The sequence below is a fragment of the Acetobacter lambici genome (assembly GCF_011516885.1).
GTDB lineage: Bacteria > Pseudomonadota > Alphaproteobacteria > Acetobacterales > Acetobacteraceae > Acetobacter > Acetobacter lambici.
Genome location: NZ_WOTD01000011.1, coordinates 52,729 through 76,634, shown reverse-complemented (window position 1 = coordinate 76,634; position 23,906 = coordinate 52,729). Strand labels below are relative to the sequence as shown.

Sequence of the window (23,906 nt, the reverse complement as noted above, 5' to 3'; positions counted from 1 at the left end):
ACAGAGGGCTGCCCATCCAGAATGCCTCCTTCAGAGAATGGTCAGCATCCTGTGAATCACATTTTTAAACCGATGGGTACCCCGTGAGTCAGGCCAAACAATGGTTGGTATAAGGTGCTTAGCCACACGCGCCATATGCAGGCCACGGGGCCGTAGCCTAACCTGCCATCTGTTACACCAGCGCGCGGCCCCGCACTGCCTTTACGGGCAGCTTAAAACCCGAGCCTATTGTGCATTTCTTCCACCAGTTCAGGCGTGTCATCCAGCGGGGTAACATACCATGGCGTGGGCAGGCGGGTCGCGCTCTCACCCAGCACACGCACACGCCCGGCCAGTTCCAGCTCTTCCACAAATTCGTTGATACGGCGGGATTTGCCGGGGAGCGGAAAAACCGTGACCGGCGCACGCCCCGCCACGGATTCGGACATCATGGACACGCTATCTATGGTCACCAGCAGATTGTCCGCACAGGCGATCAGCCCGATATAGGGGTTATCCCCCTCCCCATCCCAGACAAAGCCGCCTGCGGGTTCTATAATTTCCTTCAGCGCGGCAAGCGCCTTCGGGTCCGTTCGGCGGGAGGCGGTCACAATCAGGCTGCCACCTTCATCCTGCCGGGTCTGCACCAGCACGTGGGCAAGCCTGCGGGCCTCGGCCTCGCCTAGCTGAAAGCGCCCATTGGACCCGCCAACAAGTGCCGCCACCAGCGGGCGGGGCAGATGGGCCAGCCGTGGCTCCCATTCCTGCTTGGCATGTTCGAGTTCCTCTGGTGTCAGCCCATGCAGGGCGGTGCGGCCGAGCAGAACGTTGGGGCCAGAAATATCATCATGACGGCAGGCGAGAATCAGATCAAAGCGGGCAAGGGACTGGCGAGGGTTCTGAATCTGCACCACCGGGCGATGGTGCGAGCGCAGGGCCGCGCCAATAGCGCCCCCTTTGCCGCCAATGCTGATCACCACATCCGAACGCAGCAGATCGGTGTGGGACTCCAGCGTCTGCCCACTGCTGCCACGCAGGCAGGAACGACCAAGCCAACGCGGGCCAGCCAGCGCCACACGCGCAACACGGCTGGGGCATACGGGCTGGAACGTACCGTCCCACCCGGCACGGTGGGCAAGCCCCAATGCCTGCGAACGCATGCCGGCAAAATTCTCCCCCACCACAAAAGCGTGGGGTGCCGCGCGGTCCAAAACCTCGGTCGGGTCTGAACCAGTTTGCGCACCTGCATACATTGCGCTCGCCATAACGCGCATTCCTCCGCTACACATCGGCCTTTGCAACCACGCGCCCTGCATGGTCCGCTTTGTCCTTGCAACCGGATTGCCTTTAAAAGCAAGGCACCTTGTACGCATTCCAGACCACGAGAAAGGCAACAGTATGTCCGCTAGCTTTAAGGAGACGGGTCTGTCCCCAGCCCTTTGCGCCCACGCACAACAGGCAGGCATGGCACATCCGACCCCCATCCAGCTGGCCGCCATTCCCGCGGCATTGCAAGGGCGGGACATTCTGGCCACAGCCCCGACCGGCACGGGCAAAACGGCGGCCTACGCGCTACCCATGCTGCACAGGCTGCTCAAGGCGCGCAAACCGCGCACGCTGCTGGTTATGGTGCCCACGCGTGAGCTGGTGCTGCAAACCGCCAAGGTTTTTCGCACATGTCTGGGCGAGAGCGGCAAAAAAACGGCGGGCAGCCAGTCCCGTAACCCGCCCATTATCTGCCTCTTTGGCGGCGCGGACCGGGATGAACAGGGCTCCGAACTTATCCAGAGCAGTGGCTTTACGCGCATTCTCATAGCCACACCGGGCCGCCTGCTGGACTTTATTGGCACGGGCACGTGTGACCTGTCGGACTGCTACCAACTGGTCATGGATGAGTGCGACCGCCTGTTCTCCCACGAGTTTGATGAGGAAACCCGGACCATCCTCAACTACCTGCCCACACCGCGCCAGACTCTGGCTTTTTCCGCCACCATGCCTGCTGCGTGCAAAACAATGCTGGTCAGCATTGTGTACAAACCGGTTGAACTGAGCGTTGAAAAGCCCCCCGAGGAACGTCCTGCCATCCGTCAGGGTGTGCTGTTTTTGGAAGACGAGCAGAAAACCGCGTTTCTCAAAACCTTTTTTGGCCGCAGCCCCAAAACACGCAGCATTGTGTTTGTGCGCACCAAGGCCGAGGCGGACGTACTGGCCGCAACCCTTAAAAAAGCACGGCTGGCCGTAGCCCCCCTGCACGGCGATCTGACGCAGGACAAACGCACCAGCACAGTGGCCAGCTTTGGCTCTGGCCGCCTGTTCATTCTGGTGGCAACCGATGTGGCCGCCCGAGGGCTGGATATTGCCTCGGTCACGCAGGTGATCAACTACGATGTGCCTGAACAGCCCGAGACCTACCTGCACCGCATTGGCCGCACAGGCCGCGCGGGGCAGAAAGGCTCCGCGCTAACCCTGTGCTCGGGGGCGGAGCGCAAGAACCTGCGGCAGGTGGAGGTGGGCGCGCATGTCAAACTGCGTGTCCTCAGCCCCGAGCAGGCTCTTCCGCCTGTAATGCGCCCGCGCGCGGGCAAGGAGCGCACCAGAACCACCAGCGCATAACCCACCTGCCCCCCACGGGGCTCAAGGACCAAAACCCAACCCAACCCCAAACACCGGCAGGGAGGGGATTGCAGCCACGCCAAACCCGAACCATACTCGGGAGCATGTGGTGCAGTTTTTTCCTCCCTCACCCATCGTGCCGGACTTTTTGGGCAACACTCCGTTGCAACGCGCCGGGGCACCCATGAGCTGTGCCTCCAAACGCAAGCGGGGTGGCAAAAGCTCTTATCGCTTCCGCACCCTGTCTGAAGCCCTGCCGCCTCCCCCGCCCCCACTCCCCCACGCACCACCGCAAGACCCGCCACCAGACCTGACTCCGTGGGTGCAGGGGAACTGCGGCATAAAGGGGGTGCATCATTTTGAAAGCCACAGACCCGGCCCGCATGTTGCCATTACAGCCCTGATGCACGGCAACGAATATGCCGGAGCACAGGCCCTTGCCCATTTACTGGCCACGTCACCCAGCCCCACACAGGGGCGTCTGAGCCTGATTTTTCTCAATCTGGAAGCCTATGCGGCGTTTGACCCGCGCCGCCCCTCCCAGTTCCGTTATATTGAGGAGGACATGAACAGGCTGTGGATGCCCGAACTCATTCGCTCGGCACATTCATCGCTGGAAATGCGGCGGGTGCGCGAACTTTTACCCGTGATCGACACAGTGGATGTGCTGCTGGACCTGCACTCCATGACATGGCCGTCAGCCACCCTGCTCCTGACCAGCATGGCGGAGCGGAACCTGCGCATGGCCGACACGCTGGCCTCCGCACAGGCCACACCCCCACAGGTTGTGCTGGACCACGGCCACCCCACCGGACCAAGGCTGATTGATTACGAGAGATTCTCCACCCCCACAGGCACAGCCCGCGCCTGCCTGCTGGAAGCCGGGCAGCACTGGACCCGCAGTGCGGCCCGGCACAGCCTGAGCATGGCCAGCACTTTTATGGCCCAGCATGGCATGGCTCCGCACGGTATGGCCCTACCTTTACCCTGCACACCCCACCAACCCGGCGTAAATGCCGTGGTCACCGACTGCGTGGAGGCCCATACGGCGGGCTTTGCCTTCCTCCGCCCTTATGCGGGGGGGGATATTATTGAAACTGCGGGAACCCTGATTGCCGTTGATGGCATGGACGAAATCCGCACCCCGTACGACAACTGCATGCTGGTCATACCCAACCTGCGCCCCCGCCGTGGGCATACGGCGGTCCGGCTGGCGCGCATCCTTCAAACTCAGGCCTGAACCTTGCAGTTCAGGCCAAAGAGCTGCTCACATATCGTCCCTAAAGCCTAGGGACTGCCCTTCATGAGTGGCCATGCCGATCTTTTCGAGATGATGACGGCGGGCGTTATAGAACATGACCCACCCCTTGTCGGTCAGCACGGCGGCTGGTTTGTAAATGGCATCCCGGTCCCATTTAAAATAGCTCAATCGGCCAGGAGGGGCCAGAATTGGGTTGCTCGGCAACCTTTCCCACTGATCAATACCATTGCGGGATCTGGCTAAGCATATTGCCGCGTGATCAACATCCGCAAAGCCGACATAAAACATATAGTACCAGCCATTAAGGTAATGAACATCACATGCCGTTACCTTGGCCCGCTCCCATGAGTGGTTGGGGTCGGGTGTAAAAATGGGCGCAGGTAATTTCTGCCATGTTTTACCATCCGTACTTGTGGCCAGCCCGATCCCGTCGGGTTCATATTGCTCACCGGCAGAATAATAAAGGCGCAACTGCCCGGTCTGCTCGTCCACAATGACATCGGGACACATAACAGACGTTTTTTCCCACGCTTTCTCAGGCCAAAGTACTGGATCGGACTGGACTTTTGTCCATTGCAGGCCATCCGGGCTTGTGGCGTAGTAAATGGATGAATGCGTTTCGGTCTGACCAGTAAACCACATATGGTACAGATTATCGCGCCTGATAACCGTGCAGCGATTGATATTTGTGTAGTCTTTCTGCTCTGCGTCCGCAACAAGCACAAGCTGTGGGGGAGACCAGTGTTATGCCGTCATGGCTTTCGCTATACGCAATGCCGCGCTTGAGCCGCCACGAAAACCACATGCGGTAAACTGTGTTCTCCAGCATGACGCAGGGGTCAAAACATACGCCGTATTGACCTCCTAAAACTGGATTTCCTTTGTAAAACTGCCAGTTACCCTTTGTTTGCCCTTGTGAGCAGCCCTCCAGTGCAAGTAATGGCGCACCAGCTAGCGTGCAGAGTAATTTTCGCTTCGTAATCACAGAAGAGGCCCTTATCAGTCATGCTCTTATGGTCTGAGCGTTAGAAAGTCCCTTACCCGTCAAATTCTGAGAAACTTTAGGCTTCTACCTGAGGAGACCCGGTTGCCTGCCCCTCGGCCATGCGGGGGGGAGCGGGCAGGGCAAGGTAAGCCAGACGTTTGACCTCCCTCCGCCCCAATGCAACACTATCCAGAATAAGACCGCAGCCCATGGAAAAGACGGCCAGTATGACCATGCCCATGGCCAGAACAGCCGTGGGCAGGCGCTGCACCAGCCCCGTGCGGAAAAAGTCCAGCACAACAGGCAGGCCCAGACCAATACCACCAATCAGCACAATCAACCCGATGATGGTGAAGAACATCAAGGGCCGTTCCTGCTTAACCAGATTGATGATCATGCCGAGAATACGACAGCCATCACTATAGGTTTTGAGCTTGGAGGCAGAGCCCGGTGGCCGCTCCACATAGCGGGTGGGCCGCTCACCAATGGGCATGGCAAGCTCCAGCGCATGGACTGTAAATTCGGTTTCCGTCTCAAACCCCGAAGACAGGGCGGGAAAAGACTTTACAAACCTGCGGGAAAAAACCCGGTAGCCCGAGAGCATGTCGGACAACCTGCGCCCGAATACGCTCGTCACAAGCCCGGTTAAAACCTTGTTACCCAACACATGCCCCCGGCGGTAAGCATCCACGCGGTCTGTTATGCGTGCGCCATTCACCATGTCCAGCCCATTGGCATAAGCCATGTTGAGCATATCCGGCGCGGCAGCGGCCTCGTAGGTCGCATCTCCGTCCACCAGAATATAAAAATCTGCGTCGATATCGGAAAACATACGCCGGATAACGTAGCCCTTACCCTGAAGCGATTCAGAGCGAACAATGGCACCCGCTTCCCGCGCTACTTTTACCGTCTGGTCTGTGGAATTATTATCATAAACATAAATTGGTGCATTGGGCAGTACAGCGCGAAAACCATGGACAACCGAGGCAATAGTGACCTCTTCATTATAGCATGGAACTAGAACCACGACCTTAATGTCGGCTGAAAATGATTTGGAAACGTCCATAAAATTACTTACACTCGACTCTGACACTGGTTAAAAATACTACTCTGGACTTCAGGCCTCCCCCGTTATCCAAGGCTTAGAGATTGTATTTATTTCATTTTTTTCTATTGTATATGCTGTCCCGTAAAATTCATTTTTTGTGCTCCGTGTCAGCGTGTGCTGCAACATTATACCGCGAAGACACAAAAGACCGTGGCAATTTTTTATCCATTCACGGCTACACGCATTCATAGCTTCACGTGCCGACGTAAAAAGACGCAGGATCTTATAAGAACCTGCACCAGCCCCTCTCATACCCCTTTTTTGAAGCACAACACATCAGGATTGACCGGATTGTCGTTCATGATGAGCAGATTTACGCACCCGGCCTCGGCAAGGGCTCCATATCCGAACGATAGACACAGATTTTAGAGAGACTATTCCTTGTATCCATAATGTTTCTTTTCCCAATCCGGGTAATACGCATATAACTCCTGATTAAAATAAGAAATTTGTTCCGCAGAAAAAGACTCAAATTTTTCATAAATGTAAGCGTAAACATTGGGCCTTAGCTCATAACTATGCCCGACCCTTTTATAGCTTTTACCAACACCACGCGTATTCAGTATTTCATACGCAGGAACAGTAATGACACGTTGATAGACCGCAGGCAGGTCCGTCTGAACCGGACTAACAATCACCACGTATTTTGCATTCAACAATACTGGATTAAAATGATCCCGCAAATCCACGTGGGCAATGTTTTCTGTAACAAGGTGATAATTACTGATATTCTCGACCATGCTTGTATTCAAAACAAAGCCTGAGCTCAAAATAGCTATAGAACCATATGGTGCATAATCACGCTTCAGATCATCGACCAACTGTTGGTAAGTCTGGAAGTTATCAATATGGAGCGGCGGAAACTGCATGGGCAAAACAAGACGAAGCAGCGGAACATGATACGGGCGATCACAAAAAAGCGCTATAATGAGAGCTACAGGCATATAAACACACGAAATAGCCCGCAACACTCCCCCGCCCCGAACTCTATTGAAAATACAGAATGCTCCGTATGCCGCAATCATCATCATCCAAAATGAAAATGGAAGAATATGATGAATATCAGGAGATTGCGTTCTGAAGAACAAAACCATGGACAATATTAAATTGAAAAAACAAAATGATATATAGAGTTGAATTTTTTTATTTTTTTCCATTAACATAAAAATAATTCCAAAAATAAAAATGGGCAAAACATAATATCCAAACCCATTCAAAACTGAATCAATGGAATAATTTAGTGGCTTTTTATATGCCGTATAGGCAATGGAGTAATCTGTTTTCAAAATCTTCAGCAGCAGACCAAACTGGAAGACCAGAAGCATAACGACCGAGGACACCCCCGCGATACAGAAGTTTTTTACAGAATTAACAATTTTCCCGTAATTTCCGCGCATATTGAAATAGAAATAATTAAAAACCGGAAGAGAAATATAAAGTGTAACAATAGTATAGGCATACCAGCGCCTAAAAAGAAAAGCCATCCATAAGGAGACTCCCAAGAGAATTGCCTTTTTAATACATATATTTTTAGAATAATCGACTGATATAGCAAGAATAATTGCATATTCTATAAAAATAAGTCCTCCCACATCTGGAAAACCACGTAAAATTGTTCCCACAACGACCATGTTTGTCATTACAAGGAACAAAGGGAACAGAATATCTAAGAGTTTATGTGTTCCCATCACTTTTGAAAAAATGTATACAAACAAAGCTGAAAAAGGCACACAGTAAATTAATAATATCGTTTGTATATATATCTCTCTTTGATTTTTTATCAAATATATAAATATTGATGGGATAATTGCTGAAAAATAATTATAATCAGATTTCCATATTGAAGAAAATATTTTCCCAACCGCCTTGATTGGATGAGAATGATATAAATTATTTAAATGATTTGCTTCCGAAAAACCAGTCGCAAAATCCCAATAGTATATATTGCTTTCCATTGAGACATATATTGCCGATAGAGCAGATAAAAATAAAAATCCAAATAATATCGTCATATATGCTCTTAATTTGTTCGACATAAGATTGAAGCCCTACAAGTTTCCAACAATGATCTATTAGACAGAATGGGTTTATTTTAATTGACCAAAAAAATCTAATACTCTTTGCCCCCCACTCTCAGGTCATTCACATACTCAGCAAATACAGCCATTCTAGACGCGGGAGAAATCTCCCGCGTCCTTTTTACACTACAGATGTATACGTGAATTAATGCGCATAGATGGGGAAGCGCGCACAAAGAGCCTTTACGCGCTCATGCACTGCGTTTTCCACAACGGCATCGCCTTCCCCACCCGAGGCGGCAAGGGCTGTCAGCACTTCGTCAATCATTTCACCAACCTGACGGAACTCTTCCTCACGGAAACCGCGAGCCGTCGCCGCCGGGCTGCCCAGACGCACACCAGAGGTAATGGCGGGCTTTTCCGGGTCAAACGGAATGGCATTTTTGTTAGCGGTAATGCCTGCGCGTTCCAGCGCCTGCTCGGCAGCCTTACCGGTCACCTTTTTGGGCCGCAGGTCAACCAGCAGAAGGTGGGAATCCGTTCCCCCGGTCACAATATCAAACCCACGTTCGACCAGCACTTCGGCCAGAACGGCGGCATTCTTCTGCACTGCTTTCTGATATTCCTTGAACTCAGGAAGCAGGGCTTCGCCAAACGCCACGGCCTTGCCAGCGATCACATGCATAAGCGGGCCACCCTGCAGGCCAGGGAACACGGCAGAGTTAATCTTTTTGGCCAGAACTTCGCTGTTGGTCAGGATCAGGCCGCCACGCGGGCCACGCAGGGTTTTGTGCGTGGTGGAGGTCACAATATCCGCATATTCCAGCGGGTTGGGGTACAGACCAGCAGCAACCAGACCCGCAAAATGGGCCATATCCACCATCAGCAACGCGCCCACTTCGTCCGCAATACGGCGGAAACGGGCAAAGTCGATAATGCGGGGGTAAGCGGAACCACCAGCCACAATGATGGAAGGCTTGTGTTCGCGCGCAAGACTTTCCATCTGTTCGTAGTCCAGAATACCGTCCTGCTGGCGAACGCCATACTGCACGGCATTGAACCATTTGCCCGAATAGTTGGGAGCAGCGCCATGCGTCAGATGCCCACCAGCGGCAAGGCTCATGCCCAGAACCGTGTCACCCGGCTTGCCCATGGCCATGAACGCCGCCTGATTGGCGTTGGCGCCCGAATGGGGCTGCACATTGGCAAAACCCGCGCCAAACAGCGTTTTTGCACGTTCAATGGCCAAAGTTTCCACCTTGTCCACTTCCACGCAACCACCATAGTAGCGGCGGCCGGGATAACCTTCGGCATATTTGTTGGTCAGCACACTGCCCTGTGCCTGCAAAACGGCCTCGGAGGCCATGTTTTCGCTGGCGATCAGTTCAATGCCGTCCTGCTGGCGGGTCAGTTCTGCGGCAATGGCGGACGCAACGTCCGGATCCGTCTGGGTCAGCGGCGCATGAAAAAAACGGTCCAGATCCGTGTGGCTCATTCGGGTGTTCCCTCAAAATCAAACTGTCGTTTGGCAACATGCCTGCCGGACGGCAGATGGCGGTCAATCACTACGCTTTTAACATACCCCTTTCAGGGCATGCCCAAGGCCTGTTCCATAACAGACAAAAGCACTGGATGCTCTCTTACCCCGTTCCGCGCGCCCCTGACAGGAGAAAAAATGCAAAAAAAGCAGAACCCACCCACTCCAGCCCCCCGCCGGTGCAGGCACGGCCAGAGTTTGAATAACGCGTGACCTCTGGCGGTATTTAAACCCCACTCCACCGCCACGGTTGCACCCACGCCCAGATCGGAGCTGATCCTTGCCCGGCCGGGGTTGCATAACAGGAGCAGGAGCGCATACTCCCCCGGTTTTGTTCACCCCTGTTTGCTGCCATAGGCAACCGGGCCACCCGCCCGCCCCATGGCAGACACCGCGCAAGGAGATCCCGCCCATGATGGCTGGTCGTTTCCCTTTGACCCGCCCGCGCCGCAACCGGTTTGACGATGCGACACGCCGCCTGGTTGCCGAAAACTCACTGGGCATCAGCAACCTGATCTGGCCGATTTTTTTCATGGAAGGTACGGGTGTTACAACCGAGGTATCCTCCATGCCCGGCGCACACCGCGTAACACTTGACCGGCTTGCAAAGCATGTGGAACCTGCCGCAAAACTGGGTATTCCAGCCCTTGCCCTGTTCCCCATCACCCCGGCCGATGCGCGCGACGAAGTCGGGACCGAGGCACTCAACCCCGACAACCTGATGTGCCGTGCCGCCCGGTTGCTGAAAAAAGAATTCCCGGACATGGCCCTGATCGGGGACGTGGCACTCGACCCCTACACCAGCCACGGCCATGACGGCGTGATCGAGGATGGTTACGTGGTAAACGAGGCCTCGGTCCAGATTTTGTCCCAGCAGGCCGTTAATCAGGCTCGGGCAGGTGTGGATATTATTGCCCCATCGGACATGATGGACGGCCGCATCAGCACCATCCGGCAGGACCTTGATGCCAACGACCTGATCAATACCCGCATCATGTCCTACGCTGCCAAATATGCCTCCGCTTTTTACGGCCCGTTCCGTGATGCGCTGGGTTCTGGCGGTCTGCTGAAGGGGGACAAAAAAACCTACCAGATGGACCCCGCCAACAGCGACGAAGCCCTGCGCGAAGTGGAAATGGATATTGCCGAAGGGGCGGACATGGTCATGGTCAAGCCCGGCATGCCGTATCTGGATATTATCCGCCGCGTAAAAGACACCTTCAGCGTGCCGACTTTTGCGTATCAGGTCTCTGGAGAATATGCGATGCTCATGGCAGCCATCAACAATGGCTGGCTCGACCGCGACCGCGCCATCATGGAAAGCCTGATGGCCTTCCGCCGCGCTGGCGCCAATGGCGTACTCACGTATTTTGCCATTGAAGCCGCACAGCACATTCGGGAAAGGTCGGGCCTGTAACCACCAAGCCTGGCCCATGCCGGGCATAAGCGGGCCAGTTCTGCTGGCCCGCCATGCATCCTGGATTGCCGACCATGACACCACCACTGCGCAACCCGCAGTTTTTTTATACCACCACCGCCCAGCCATGCCCGTATCTGCCCGCGCGCATGGAACGCAAGATTCTGGCTGATCTGGCCGTCCCCGATGCGGATACCCTGCACAGCCGCCTGTCCGCCACAGGCTTCCGCCGCAGCCACACGCTGGCTTACGCACCATTGTGCGAAGGATGCTCGGCCTGCATTCCCATCCGTCTGCCAGTTGCGGATTTTACCCCCAACCGTACGCAAAAACGGGCATGGAACCGTAACACGGACCTGAGTGCGACCCTCCTGCCCCCAACCGCCACGGGTGAACAGTACGACCTGTTCCGCCAGTACCTGAATACCCGCCACGCAGACGGCGACATGGCAAATATGGGGCCACGCGACTACCGGATTATGGTGGAAGAAACCACGGTTGATACGCAGATCATAGAATTCCGCACACCGGACCAGAAGTTGATCGCCGTTAGCCTGACCGATACGCTCAATGATGGGCTCTCAGCCGTATACAGCTTTTACGATCCGCAACAGACCACCCGCTCACTGGGCGTTTATGTTGTGCTTTTTCTAATCCGCCAGACATTTCTGCTCGGTCGGCCCTATCTTTATCTGGGCTACTGGATTCCGGGCAGCCCCAAAATGGCCTATAAAAGCCGCTTCCGTCCTGCCGAAATCCTGCGCCATGATGCATGGCGGCCACTAGACCCGGATCAGCCAGTCGATACAAAGCGGCACGGACTATTCCCCGATGCCCCGTTGTTCTGACCTCTCCCCCACGGGGGCGGGCGTCTGCTAAGCATGGGCATAAAACCCGGCGGGTAGCAGTGCCCCGCACGCTCTCCGCAGCTTGGTAGTGCTGTAGTAGGGACCGCACCTTCCGTGCCCCATCTGGCTGCCATATAACGCGCGCCCCTGCGGCCAGAGTATGGCCCCCACCACTCAGCTTTTTTTGTTCGCCCATGTTGGCGCAAGCTTGCCTGCACCCGCACGTTTGCCCAGCCAGTCCTGCAAATCCGCCATACCGCGGCACCGCACGGCACCGGGCCAGACCAGCCCTTCGGACGCGGCAAACACCATGGCCTGACGCAGCTTTCCGCCATCGGCATATTTTTGCAACGCAACCCCAAGGCCACGCCCCATCACTGGGAGTTGGTCGAGCGGAAAGATCAGAAACCGGCGGTTATCGCCCAGAACCGCCACATGATCGCCCTGTGCGGGAATGCACAACTGCGCGGAATCATCCCCCTTGAGGTTGAGCACCTGCCGCCCCGACCGCTTTTCGGACACAAGGGCATCATCCTCCACCACCATGCCACGACCAGCGCTGGAAACAACAAGGCGTTTACCGCCCTCCTCCAACACAAAGACTGCGAGCAGTTCCTCGTCATTGGACAGATCAACCAGCAGGCGTACGGGCTGGCCATCACCACGCCCACGCGGCAGGTCCGCCCCCTTGACCGTAAAGGCCCGGCCATCGGTGGCAAAGAAGCACAGCCTGTCCGTGCTCTGGCAGGGAAGAGCCAGTTTGAGCCCATCGCCTTCCTTGAACTTCTGGGCCTCCAGATCAACATTGTGGCCCTTAATGGCCCGCACCCACCCTTTTTGGGAGAGGATCATGGTCAGCGGTTCGCGCTCCACTGTTTCCACAACCGAAATATCGACCGGCTTGGGAGCGGACAGAATGGTGCTGCGCCGTGGGCCAACACGGCCCTTGCCAAACACCTTGACCATTTTGTCGAGTTCCTGCCCGATCTGCTTCCAGCGCTGTTTTTCGTCCCCCAGTAAGGCAAGCAGATCGGCTTTTTCGGCCGAAAGAGCATCATGCTCCTTGCGGATTTCCATTTCCTCCAGGCGGCGCAGGCTGCGCAGGCGCATGTTCAGCACGGATTCGGCCTGCATGTCAGTCAGGCTGAACGTGGCCATAAGACTGGCCTTGGCGTCGTCCTCCTCACGGATAATGCGAATGACCTCATCAAGATTAAGGTAAACGATCAAAAAGCCTGCCAGAATTTCCAGCCGGCGTTCCACGGCGGCAAGGCGGTGGCGGCTGCGGCGCTCCAGTACCTCGTGCCTGTGGTCCAGCCATGCCTGCAACACCTGCTTAAGCCCCAGCACACCGGGCGAGCGGTCGGCTCCAAGCACGTTCATGTTCAGGGGGAAACGGCTTTCCAGCGGTGTGGCGCGGAACATTGTTTCCATCAGCACTTCGGGTTCGATCCCGCGTGTTTTGGGCTCCAGAATCAGGCGGATTTCGTCCGTGCTTTCATCGCGGATATCACCTAGCAGCGGGAGTTTTTTCTGCTCCAGCAGATCAGCCACCAGTTCGATCAGGCGGGATTTTTGCACCTGATACGGAATTTCCGACACCACAATATGCCATGTGCCAAACCGCCCCTGCTCCACGGCCCAGCGCGCACGCATGCGAAAACCGCCACGCCCGGTTTCATACGCCTGCAAAATGGCGGAGGCGTCCTCCACAATCAGCCCGCCGGTAGGGAAGTCCGGCCCTGGCATAAGGGCAAGCAGGTCCTGTGTTGTGGAAGCCGGACTGCGGGCCAGCAGGGCGGCGGCGGCACAGACCTCTGCCGCGTTATGGGGGGGAATACTGGTGGCCATACCCACGGCAATACCCGCAGCGCCATTGGCCAGCAGGTTGGGAAAAGCCGCTGGCAGCACAATGGGTTCCTGCTCCTCACCATCATAAGTGGGGCGGAAATCCACCGCGTCGCTCTCAATCCCGTCCAGCAGGGCCACGGCTACTTCGGTCAGGCGGGCTTCCGTGTACCGCATGGCGGCGGCGTTATCGCCATCAATCGAGCCAAAGTTGCCCTGCCCCTCCACCAGCGGGTAGCGGGCGGCAAAATCCTGCGCCAGACGCACAAGTGCCTCGTACACCGAGGCATCGCCATGGGGGTGGAACTTACCAATAACATCACCCACCACACGCGCGCATTTTTTAAACCCCGAGGCAGGGTCCAGCTTGAGCTGGTGCATGGCGTAAACCAGCCGCCTGTGTACGGGTTTGAGCCCATCGCGCACATCAGGCAGCGAGCGCGACATGATGGTGGACAAAGCATAGGCCAGATAACGCTCGCTTAGCGCATCTGCCAGTTTTGTCTCCTCAATATGGCCTTCAAATGTCTCGTTCATGCTCTGCCCCAGAAAAAACGGTGCGATGTGTTCCGGCCCAGACATACCGCCACAGGCCGAGTTGTGCCAGCCTTGGTGCGCAGTTCAGGGTGTGTTCGTGTCCGCTACCAGCTTTTCCACGCGTGCTACCAGCCTTTGCCGGGCAGCAGGCAGGGGCAGGTGCCGTTGGCCAAACGCATCACGCGCCAGAAAATGCCCACTCAGGCGCAGGCCATCCAGCCAGTCAGACCAACTGCTTGCCTGTGTGGGGTCATGCAAAAAAGCGGGTAACGGTAATAGCCGGTCCTTCCACGCCCCTGCCCCTTCCACGCTGACTGCGCGCCCGGTGCGGGGGGAGACATAGGCAAGGCCCTGCGTTTGCCCGGTCGCGGCGCAACGGCTCAGGTCCAGCCCAAAGCCCAGCACGTCCAGCAGGGCCAGTTCCCACTCAATATAATTGGGCAGGCCGGTCTGCTCCGCAACATCGGGGCTGTAGCCGATAAAGGAAAGAAGTTTGAGTGTGGCGCCAAAAAAAGCGGGGCATGGCTCACCCTCGGGCAAGGTTGCATCCGCCAGAACACAGACCGACTGCATCATGGCCAGTGCGAGCGGCATGCTCAGAATACGCGCGGCACACCCGTACAGCAGTTCGCCTGAGACCCGTGTGGGCGCCCCCTCCCCCCGCTGCATCAGCCGGGCCTTGACCACATTGCCCGGTTGCCACAGAGCGCGGCCAGCGCGGCTGGCACCCCCGTAAGCCAGTGCGCGCACCAGCCCGTCCGCCTCTGTCAGCATATGGACCCGAGCACTACTCTCGCCTTGTGGGGCCACAAAAACAACAAGGGCGGGAGCCTCCCTTTCCAGAGAAGTCCCGCCCTTGTTCAACATGCAAAAGACCCGGTCTTAGACGCCGGAGACCTTGGCCACTTCCGCGGCAAAGTCATCAACGGTCTTTTCAATGCCTTCACCCAGATGGAAGCGGTCAAAACCAGCCAGCTTGACGCCAGCTTTTTTAACAACGTCCTTCACGCGGGTTTCGCCATCGTGCACCCAGACCTGTTCCAGAAGAACAACTTCTTCGTAGAACTTGCGGATACGGCCTTCGACCATCTTTTCAATAATGGCTTCGGGCTTGCCGGATGCGCGGGACTGTTCGATCAGAACAGCGCGTTCACGCTCGACTTCTTCCTGGTTCAGGCTGCTCACATCCAGCGCGGACGGGCGGGTGGCGGCAACGTGCATGCCAACCTGACGACCAAGCTGTTCAATGGCTTCATCAGCCGTCGGGGCTTCAATAGCCGCCAGAACGCCAATTTTGCCCAGACCGGGGCGCAGCGCGCCATGCACGTAGGTTGCCACAACACCCGAAGACACGGTGAACACGCGAGCGCGGCGCAGGGTCATGTTTTCGCCAATGGTGGCGATCAGGTGGGTCAGTTCGTCTGCCACGGTGCGACCCGTGTCCAGCGTTGCGGCCTTAATGGCTTCCAGATCGTCACCAACCTTGAGTGCAACCTTGGCAACGGATTCCACAAAGTTCTGGAACGCTTCGTTACGGGCAACAAAGTCGGTTTCGGCATTCACTTCCACCATGGCGGCGGCTTTGTCGCCAGAAGCCACGGCAACCAGACCTTCTGCTGCCACGCGGCCAGATTTTTTGGCGGCGGCGGCAAGGCCCTTGGTGCGCAGCCAGTCAATGGCGGCTTCAATATCACCCTGCGCTTCGTTCAGCGCTTTTTTGCAATCCATCATGCCTGCGCCGGTCTTTTCGCGCAGTTCCTTGACCAATGCTGCGGTAATTTCCGCCATATTCCTACTCCTTAGAAAACCGCAACGCGCCCTTGGCAGGGCGCGCGGCAGAACATTCCGTTGCCTGCAAAAAACACAGGCATCTCATGCAAAAAAACAGCCCGGTCGAAACCGGGCTGTTTTTTAAAGGCTTTAGCCTGCTGCCGGAGCTTCTTCAGCCACCGGAGCTGCCACCGGGGCCGCTTCCAGAGCGGGTTCAACCGGCAGTTCTTCCTCTGCACCCACGTCATGGCCCGCAGCACCCAGCTCGGCGGAAATGCCATCGAGCACGGAAGCGGAGACGAGGTCGCAATACAGGCCAATGGCGCGAATGGCGTCATCGTTGCCGGGGACCGGGTAGGTCACGCCACGCGGGTCGGAGTTGCTGTCCAGAATGGCCACAACCGGGATACCCAGCTTGTTGGCTTCTTCAATTGCCAGCTTTTCCTTGTTCGTGTCGATCACGAACAGCACGTCGGGCAGACCACCCATTTCCTTGATACCACCAAGGGAGCGTTCAAGCTTGTCGCGCTGGCGGGTCAGTTCCAGCACTTCCTTCTTGGTCAGGCCGGAAGTTACGCCGTCGAGCGTTTCTTCAATCTGGCGCAGGCGCTTGATGGAACCCTGAATGGTCTTCCAGTTGGTGAGCATGCCGCCCAGCCAGCGATGGTTGACGTAATACTGACCGCAACGGCGGGCTGCTTCTGCAATCGGGTCCTGTGCGGCGCGCTTGGTGCCAACGAACAGAACGCGGCCACCACCGGCTACAACATCACGAATCGCCTTAAGGGCGCGGTCAAGCAGGCCAACGGTCTGCTGAAGGTCGATGATGTGAACCTGGTTACGCACGCCAAACAGGAACGGCGCCATGCGCGGGTTCCAACGACGGGTGTGGTGACCAAAGTGAACACCAGCTTCAAGCAGCTGGCGCAGTGTGAAATCGGGCATCGCCATGGGGCGTATTCCTACCTAACTGGTTAAACCTCCGCGAGACACCACCCAGCCATTTTGCTGGGCACCAGAGGTGTATGGCCCCGCGTGTGTTGTACCCCGGCCTACGCCGGGGCGGCTCTATATGGCGTTTTTTGGCCGAACGGGCAAGGCCAAAAAGTGTGTTCAGTCCTGCTTGAGCGGTTTGGCGTAGCGGTTGGGCACACCACTGCGGGCCAGCAGCTCGCGCAGGCTTTTAACCACGGGGAACACCTCTACGTTATGGTCCCCACCCAGTTCGCGCCATGCGTTCTGTTCCATTTCCACAATTTCGCGGTCTTCTTCAAAGATGCGATGCGTGAACAGGCCCAGCACTGGCCATGCAATATCCAGCAGAAAAGTCCATTTGGGCTTTTTAACCGACAACAGACCAAACGCCTGAGTAACCTGCTGGGTTTCCCCCAACGGCAGGTAGCATGCCCACAGGTCCATGATCAGGTCTCCGTCCTTATCGTGGATCTGGAGCGTCTGATACGGGTATGTGGTGCGGATGGACACGACTTCTTCCACCGGCTGTTCGCGGCCATCATCATGGTGCTTGCCAAAAATCAGGGCTTCGGCCAGCGGCTGGTTGCCGCCCTTGCGGGCAAAGCTGTAGCGCGCCTCCATAAAGTTTTCGCCCTTGTCCTGCCCCAAAAAGCGGGCGGTAATGGAGCCCATCTGGCGGCGATGCAGGAACTGGTGGTTCATGTCCATCAGGTTCTCGTGCATGAACGTGTAATGGCACTTCAGGCGCGGGCTGAACTGGCGGGTCTTGTATTCGGGGTTCCCCACCTGTGCAATATCGGGCACGGGCACCTTGTCGGCCAGATCGGGGTCGCCGGGGAATATGAAGATCAGCCCGCTTTTTTCGCGGCAGGGATAGGCCTTGACCGGGCGGCCAACGCCTTCCTTGTTCAGGTAGGGCACGGTCACGCACTTGCCCTGCTGGTCAAACGCCCAGCCGTGGTAGCAGCACTTTACGCAGCCCTTGTCGTCCACCACACCTTTGCTCAGCGGGACCTGACGATGGGCACAGCGGTCTTCCAGCGCATAGACCGGGCCATATTCGGGGCGGATCAGCGCAATGGGGTGGCCTGCAAAGCGCGCGGCAAAGGCCTTACCCTTCCGCACCTTGGCCGACCATGCCACAGGGTACCAGAAATTGGGATCAACATCGATCTGCCGTAGATCATAGCGGGGGGCATTACCCTGCTCCGCCGGTTGCTCCGTGGCTGTTGTTGCCTGTTGCATGGTGTCACCTCATCAGAATACCACAGGCCGGCTGTTCCGATGCATATCATTCCGGCCTGAAAAGGACGGGCGAACGATTGAGCATTCCGCCGGGTCTGCACAAGCCCTTATCGTCGCATGTCTGCCCTCCAGACGAAAAGGACATAAATCAAACCCGGCTTATACATTCTACCGCAGGCAGTGCTCCAGTTGCGTGCTCAGGGCATCATCCACCCGCAGGTCCTGCCCATCCAGCGCGCGCACCACCCGGAGCGAGAGGGAATTGACCAACCACATCCCCCCCGCACACCTTAGATCGGACGGGGTAAGCACTCCCTCGCGCACCAGATTCCGCTCCAGCAGAATCTGGCGGGCAATTCCCGCCAGCGCACCTTCGGCCACATAGGGCGTGACCAGCCCCGCTGGCGTTGCCACAAGCAGGTTGCTGATTGTGCTTTCCGCCACCCTTCCGTGCGTGTTGAGCAAAAGCGCATCCTGCGCACCCAGCCGTGCGGCCTCCTGCCGGGCCAGAATACCGGGCAGGTAGTTCAGGCTTTTAATATAAGACAGAGGCGATGCCTCATCCCGCCGGATCAGGCGGCTGGTAATGACCTGTATGGACGAGACGGAAAAAACACCCGGCACCGCCGTCAGCAGCACGGTCGGGTGTGCATGTTCGGGGGGGAGCAGCCCCCGCGGACCTTCCCCGCGCGCCACACTCAGCCGCAGCACGGCGTTATCCAACCCGCAGGCCTTCAGCAACATCGCAGCCGCAGCCTGTACCTCTTCAGCCGCAGGCACGGCCATGCCCAGAACATTCCCCCCTGCTGCCAGCCGCGCCATATGCAGGGGCAGATGCAAAACCCGCCCCCCTACAACACGCATGGTCTCGAACACACCATCGCCCAGCGTAAACCCTCTGTCGGCGGGGCTTATGCGGGCTTCGGCCTGCGTGCAAAGGCGGCCATTGAGCCAGACAAACATCATACTCCCTCCGCAAAGGCGGCAAAGGGTGCCAGTTTAAGCCGCATTTCCTCATATTCCTTTTGCGGGTCGGACAGCATGGTAATTCCTCCCCCCGTGCCCATGCGCAGTTGCCCCGCATGGGCCACAAAGCTGCGGATAATGACTGAACTGTCCATTCGTCCGTCCACACCAATACAGAAAAGCGTGCCACAATAGGCCCCCCGGGGGGTGGCTTCGAGTTCGTCAATAATTTCCATGGCCCTGTGTTTGGGCGCACCTGTTACAGAGCCGGGCGGCAGGGTGGCCGCCAGCAGGTCAAACACGTCGTGCTCCTGCCGCAGGTGCCCTCGCACTTCCGAGACAAGGTGATGCACATGCGCAAACCGTTCCACCGCCCATAATTCGGGCACACTCACACTGCCAATACGGGCCACGCGCCCGATATCGTTGCGCATCAGGTCTACTATCATCAGGTTTTCGGCGCGTTCCTTGTCATCACGCGCAAGATTTTGGGCCAGATGCTGGTCCTCGGCCTCTGTCTGCCCACGCGGGGCTGTGCCTTTTATGGGGCGGGTGGCAATGTGCCCGTTGCAATCGACCTGCAAAAAACGCTCTGGTGAGCAGGAAAGAATGGAAAACCCCTCCCCGCAGGACAAATAAGCCCCAAAGGGTGCTGGGGCAGCCCGCCGCAACCTGCGATACAGGCCGGGCGTACAAACGCTAGCGGGCAGGTCAGCCACATGCTGGCAGGTCATGTTGACCTGAAAAATATCCCCCTGCGCTATATAATTTTGCGCAGCACTCACAGCCTGACAATAAGCGGCCCGCATCTGGCTGGCCCGTAAAGGCAGGGGCTGCACGGGCGGGAGCGGCACGCCCTGTTCGGGCAGGGCGTGCCACCGGGCCTCGGCCCTGTCACAGGTTTGTGGGGCCAGCGCACCGCGTTCCAGACCGGTAAGGGCCGCACGCCGGGTTGTCCGGTCCCACACATAGGCATGATCATAAAAAGCGGCGGCAAACACAGGTTCGTCAGCACCTGTCTGGCGGGAGGGAATACCCTGCAACGCCATGCCAAACGTATAGCTGGCAAAACCTACCCAGCCCCCGCAAAACGGCAGATCACCCTCTGGGGCATCCCCTTGGTAATCCTGTTGAATTTTACGAAGACTATCCAGTATCTGCTCAGGCGCGCCAAAAGCCTGCGGCACGCCATCCAGCTCAACCCTGTTTGCAAAAACAAGCAGGGTATGCCGTGGGTTATGGCAGAATATCTGCCAACGGTTACGCCCATCGAGCGCACCACCACTATCGAGCAGAACGCACCATGGCGCGCTCCCCCACATAGCCAGAACCGTATCAGGCTCCCGCCATGGCAGTGCACGCACCCATGCCACGGGTCAGACCTGCTCCACGCGAGAGATACCCGCCAGTGTACGCAGCTTCTGCCCCAGTAGCGGAGTAACCTTGTAGCCCCCGCGCAGCCGGATTTCCACATCGCAGCTTTCGGCCACGCCGGGGAGCAATACAATACGGCCTGCACCACCTTTTTGTTCGCTCAACACGGTTTGCAGGGCTGGCAGGGCATCTTCCTTTTCCAGCCATATCCGCATTTCGCTCTGGCCCTGTGCGGCGGCCTGCTCCAACTCCACAATGTCGGACGCGGTAATGCGCATGGCCTCGCCCTCCAGCTTGAGTTCTGCCGTAACCAGCACGGCGCGCCCGGCCACCAGACTTTCCCGCACACGAGTCAGCACTTCGGAAAACACCGTGACCTCGCACCCACCTGTGGCATCGGACAGGCGCACCCAAGCCATTTTGTTGCCTGTTCGGGTCGGGCGCTCCTTACGGTCCACAACACACCCTGCAATTTTAACACGGCCCACCCCCGCTTCCGCCGCCGACAGCAGTTGGGAGGACTTGATAACCCCCAACCTGCGCAACACGGAGCCGTAGGAATCCAGCGGGTGAGCAGTCATATGGAAGCCAATAGCTTCTGCCTCCATCGCCAGTTTTTCAAACTCTGGCCAGTCCGGTCCCTCGGCCAGTCGCAAGGGTTCTTTCTCTCCCCCACCACCGAACAGGCCAATCTGCCCGGACGCAGCCTCCTGCGCCTGACTATGGGCACGGCGCAACAGTGCGTCGGCGGAATGGAAGACACGGGCGCGGTTTTTATCCAGACATTCAAATGCCCCGGCCTTGGCCAGATTTTCCATTTGCATGCGGTTGATGTGCTTGGGGTCTATGCGCGTTGCAAAATCGGCCAGATCGGCAAAGGGTTTATCCCCCCTTGTTGCGACCAGAACCTCCATGGCTCCAAAACCAACTTTTTTAACTGCCGCCAGTGCGTAGCGAATAGCGTATTCCCCATTCGGCAGAACTTCCACGGCAAAGTCGGCCTCCGATCGGTTGATGTCTGGCGGCAGCACGCTAATGCCCATGCGCTCGGCCTCCTGCCGCAGGGCTGCCAGCTTTTCCGTCCGCTCACGCGCAAGCGACATACACGCAGCAAGGAAAGCCACAGGATGGTTCGCCTTCATCCACGCGGTCTGGTAGGAGACCAGGGCGTAAGCTGCGGCGTGGGATTTGTTAAACCCGTAATCCGCAAACTTGGCCATGAGGTCGAACACCTCTACCGCCTTGTCGTGGTCAATGCCGCGACCGGTGGCCCCTTTTGTAAAAATCTCGCGCTGGTGGTCCATTTCCGAGCGGATTTTTTTACCCATGGCGCGGCGGAGCAGATCGGCCCCGCCAAGGCTGTAGCCCGCCATTTTCTGGGCAATCTGCATGACCTGTTCCTGATAGACCATAATGCCGTAGGTCTCTTCAAGAATTTCACGGATTTCCTCGTGCGGGGGTTCCCAGGCCTCCCCATGTTTCCGGCGGCAGTAATCGGGAATGTTGGCCATGGGGCCGGGGCGGTACAGGGCCACGGCGGCAATCAGGTCTTCCAGCCGGGTGGGGCGCATCTGTTTGAGCACGTCGCGCATGCCCGCGCCTTCAAACTGGAACACGCCTGCCGTATCCCCCCGGCTGAGCATGTCGTATGTCCGCGTATCGTTCAGGGGGATGGAGGCCAGATCCACCTCCTTGCCCATACGGTGGATAAAATCCACACCGCGTTTGAGAATAGTTAGTGTTGTCAGGCCCAGAAAGTCGAACTTGACCAGACCGGCCTGCTCAACAAACTTCATGTTATACTGGGTGACCAGCGTATCGCTCTTGGGGTCTCGGTACAGCGGCACCAGTTCCACCAGCGGACGGTCCCCGATCACAACACCTGCGGCATGGGTGCTGGCGTGGCGGAACAGGCCTTCCAACTGCTGGGCAATTTCGAGCAGTCTGCGCAAAGCCTCGTCGTTATCGCGCATTTCCTGCAATTTGGGCTCGCCCGCTATGGCCTCCTTGAGTGTAACGGGCTTTGCGGGGTTGTTGGGTATAAGCTCGGCCACACGGTTGACCATGCCGTAAGGCAGGCCCAGCACACGCCCTACGTCCCGCACGGCCGCGCGGGCCTGCAACTTACCAAAGGTAATAATCTGGGCTACGCGGTCAGCCCCGTATTCGCGCCGCACATAGGCAATAACCTCATCGCGCCGGTCCTGACAGAAGTCGATATCAAAGTCAGGCATGGACACACGTTCGGGGTTGAGGAACCGTTCGAACAGCAGGTTAAAGGGGATAGGATCAATATCCGTAATGGTGAGCGCCCATGCGGCCAGCGAGCCAGCGCCCGACCCACGCCCCGGCCCCACGGGAATGCCATGCGCCTTGGCCCACTGAATAAAGTCCGCCACGATCATAAAGTAGCCGGGGAACCCCATTTTGGAGATAATATCCAGCTCGAACGTCAACCGCTCGCGGTAGCGGGTCTGCAACGCCTCATCCAGCGTCATGGTGGCCATGCGGCGTTCCAGCCCTTCCCATGCCATGGCGCGCAGGGTCTGGTCCTCGGTCGCGCCCTCGCGCACCTTGGGGCACACGGGCAACAGAGGTTTGCGTGTTTCCACCTTTATGGCGCAGCGGCGGGCAATTTCGAGCGTGTTGTCACACGCATCGGGCAGGTCCGCGAACAGGGCGCGCATCATCTGCGGGGGCTTGAACCAGTGTTCAGGCGTTACGCGAAAGCGGTCTTTTTCCGCCATGGTGCGGCCTTGGGCAATACACACCAGCGCATCATGCGCCTCGTACATTTCGGGCTTGGGGAAAAAGCACTCATTGGTTGCCACAAGGGGTAGGCCAAACTGGCTGGCAAGGCCGATTACACCCGGCTCCACCGCTCTTTCAATCGCCAGATTATGGCGGTGCAGTTCCACAACCAGCCTGTCACCAAACGCTTCGTGCAATTGGCTCAGCCAACGTGTGGCCTCGTCCTTCTGCCCTTCGGCCAGCATCTGGAACAACGGGCCGCGTGTGCCGCCAGTCAGCAGCATCAGCCCTTCGGCGCGTTCGCACAAAACGTCCATCCCCACAAACGGGTCGGATGGGTCGGATGTTTTGAACCCTTCGGAGGAGAGAAACTGGAGGTTGGCCAGCCCCACTTCGTTTTGCGCCAGCAACACGACAGGCTCCGCCGGAGCACCCGGCTTGTCGTTACGGGCAGGCAGGCCGATCTGCCCACCAATAATGGGCTGAATGCCGCTTTTTGTGCAGTATTGCGAAAATTCCAGCGCCCCGAACAGATTGCCCGAATCGGCAATAGCCACGGCAGGCATACGCATTTCCTGCGCCAGAGAAGCAATTTCCGGCACCCGGATTGCACCCTGACTAAGCGAGTAAGCAGAGTGCACACGAAGATGGACAAAATCAGCGTAGGACATACG

The 23,906-nt window shown here is 57.4% G+C and carries 16 protein-coding genes and 1 pseudogene; 4 read left to right on the top strand and 13 right to left on the bottom strand.

Features of this window, described 5'->3' with window-relative positions; translation table 11 throughout:
* Positions 1 to 212: 212 nt before the first annotated feature.
* A complete protein-coding gene (locus tag GOB86_RS07500; RefSeq protein WP_165991734.1) occupies positions 213 to 1,244 on the bottom strand; it encodes a mitochondrial fission ELM1 family protein in 1,032 nt (343 codons plus the stop codon).
* 133 nt (positions 1,245 to 1,377) lie between these two features.
* On the opposite strand from GOB86_RS07500, the gene GOB86_RS07495 reads away from it, so the two are divergent.
* Positions 1,378 to 2,592, top strand: a complete 1,215-nt coding sequence (locus GOB86_RS07495) for a DEAD/DEAH box helicase (RefSeq protein WP_165991733.1) — start codon at positions 1,378 to 1,380, stop codon at positions 2,590 to 2,592.
* A 184-nt stretch (positions 2,593 to 2,776) separates the two neighbouring features.
* A complete protein-coding gene (locus GOB86_RS07490; RefSeq protein WP_165991740.1) occupies positions 2,777 to 3,832 on the top strand; it encodes a M14 family metallopeptidase in 1,056 nt (351 codons plus the stop codon).
* A 27-nt stretch (positions 3,833 to 3,859) separates the two neighbouring features.
* Here the strand turns inward: GOB86_RS07490 and GOB86_RS07485 are convergent.
* The 4 genes and pseudogenes from GOB86_RS07485 to glyA all read right to left on the bottom strand — a co-directional run.
* Positions 3,860 to 4,585, bottom strand: a pseudogene (locus GOB86_RS07485) (hypothetical protein); the annotation flags it as partial.
* A gap of 329 nt (positions 4,586 to 4,914) precedes the next feature.
* A complete protein-coding gene (locus tag GOB86_RS07480; protein WP_165991731.1) occupies positions 4,915 to 5,904 on the bottom strand; it encodes a glycosyltransferase family 2 protein in 990 nt (329 codons plus the stop codon).
* Between the two features lie 416 nt (positions 5,905 to 6,320).
* A complete protein-coding gene (locus tag GOB86_RS07475) occupies positions 6,321 to 7,958 on the bottom strand; it encodes a hypothetical protein (protein ID WP_165991730.1) in 1,638 nt (545 codons plus the stop codon).
* A 211-nt stretch (positions 7,959 to 8,169) separates the two neighbouring features.
* On the bottom strand, positions 8,170 to 9,459 hold the full coding sequence (glyA, locus tag GOB86_RS07470) for a serine hydroxymethyltransferase (protein ID WP_165991729.1): 1,290 nt from the start codon (positions 9,457 to 9,459) through the stop codon (positions 8,170 to 8,172).
* Positions 9,460 to 9,913: 454 nt separating this feature from the next.
* On the opposite strand from glyA, the gene hemB reads away from it, so the two are divergent.
* Together hemB and GOB86_RS07460 are read left to right on the top strand one after the other, a co-directional pair.
* Positions 9,914 to 10,918 (top strand): porphobilinogen synthase, encoded by a 1,005-nt coding sequence (gene hemB / locus GOB86_RS07465; protein ID WP_165991728.1) that lies wholly within the window; start codon positions 9,914 to 9,916, stop codon positions 10,916 to 10,918.
* 74 nt (positions 10,919 to 10,992) lie between these two features.
* Positions 10,993 to 11,766, top strand: coding sequence for an arginyltransferase (locus tag GOB86_RS07460; RefSeq protein ID WP_165991727.1), 774 nt, complete (start codon positions 10,993 to 10,995; stop codon positions 11,764 to 11,766).
* Between the two features lie 174 nt (positions 11,767 to 11,940).
* Here the strand turns inward: GOB86_RS07460 and parC are convergent, their stop codons facing one another.
* From parC to dnaE, 8 genes are all read right to left on the bottom strand, one after another.
* The gene (gene parC, locus GOB86_RS07455; protein WP_165991726.1) at positions 11,941 to 14,151 is read right to left on the bottom strand and encodes a DNA topoisomerase IV subunit A; all 2,211 of its coding nucleotides are present in this window, start codon (positions 14,149 to 14,151) and stop codon (positions 11,941 to 11,943) included.
* A gap of 84 nt (positions 14,152 to 14,235) precedes the next feature.
* The gene (gene recO, locus GOB86_RS07450) at positions 14,236 to 14,994 is read right to left on the bottom strand and encodes a DNA repair protein RecO (RefSeq protein WP_194301127.1); all 759 of its coding nucleotides are present in this window, start codon (positions 14,992 to 14,994) and stop codon (positions 14,236 to 14,238) included.
* Between the two features lie 39 nt (positions 14,995 to 15,033).
* Positions 15,034 to 15,939: a translation elongation factor Ts gene (tsf, locus tag GOB86_RS07445; RefSeq protein ID WP_165991724.1), complete on the bottom strand. Its 906-nt coding sequence runs from the start codon at positions 15,937 to 15,939 to the stop codon at positions 15,034 to 15,036.
* Between the two features lie 132 nt (positions 15,940 to 16,071).
* On the bottom strand, positions 16,072 to 16,872 hold the full coding sequence (gene rpsB / locus GOB86_RS07440) for a 30S ribosomal protein S2 (RefSeq protein ID WP_165991723.1): 801 nt from the start codon (positions 16,870 to 16,872) through the stop codon (positions 16,072 to 16,074).
* Between the two features lie 162 nt (positions 16,873 to 17,034).
* The gene (locus GOB86_RS07435) at positions 17,035 to 18,141 is read right to left on the bottom strand and encodes an aromatic ring-hydroxylating oxygenase subunit alpha (RefSeq protein WP_165991722.1); all 1,107 of its coding nucleotides are present in this window, start codon (positions 18,139 to 18,141) and stop codon (positions 17,035 to 17,037) included.
* A gap of 168 nt (positions 18,142 to 18,309) precedes the next feature.
* Complete coding sequence (locus GOB86_RS07430; RefSeq protein WP_165991721.1) at positions 18,310 to 19,107, bottom strand: aminotransferase class IV; 798 nt, start codon at positions 19,105 to 19,107, stop codon at positions 18,310 to 18,312.
* Positions 19,104 to 20,480: a chorismate-binding protein gene (locus GOB86_RS07425; RefSeq protein ID WP_165991720.1), complete on the bottom strand. Its 1,377-nt coding sequence runs from the start codon at positions 20,478 to 20,480 to the stop codon at positions 19,104 to 19,106. Before GOB86_RS07425 ends, GOB86_RS07430 begins: the two co-directional genes overlap by 4 nt.
* A 3-nt stretch (positions 20,481 to 20,483) precedes the next feature.
* Positions 20,484 to 23,903, bottom strand: coding sequence for a DNA polymerase III subunit alpha (gene dnaE / locus GOB86_RS07420; protein ID WP_165991719.1), 3,420 nt, complete (start codon positions 23,901 to 23,903; stop codon positions 20,484 to 20,486).
* Positions 23,904 to 23,906 lie beyond the last annotated feature (3 nt).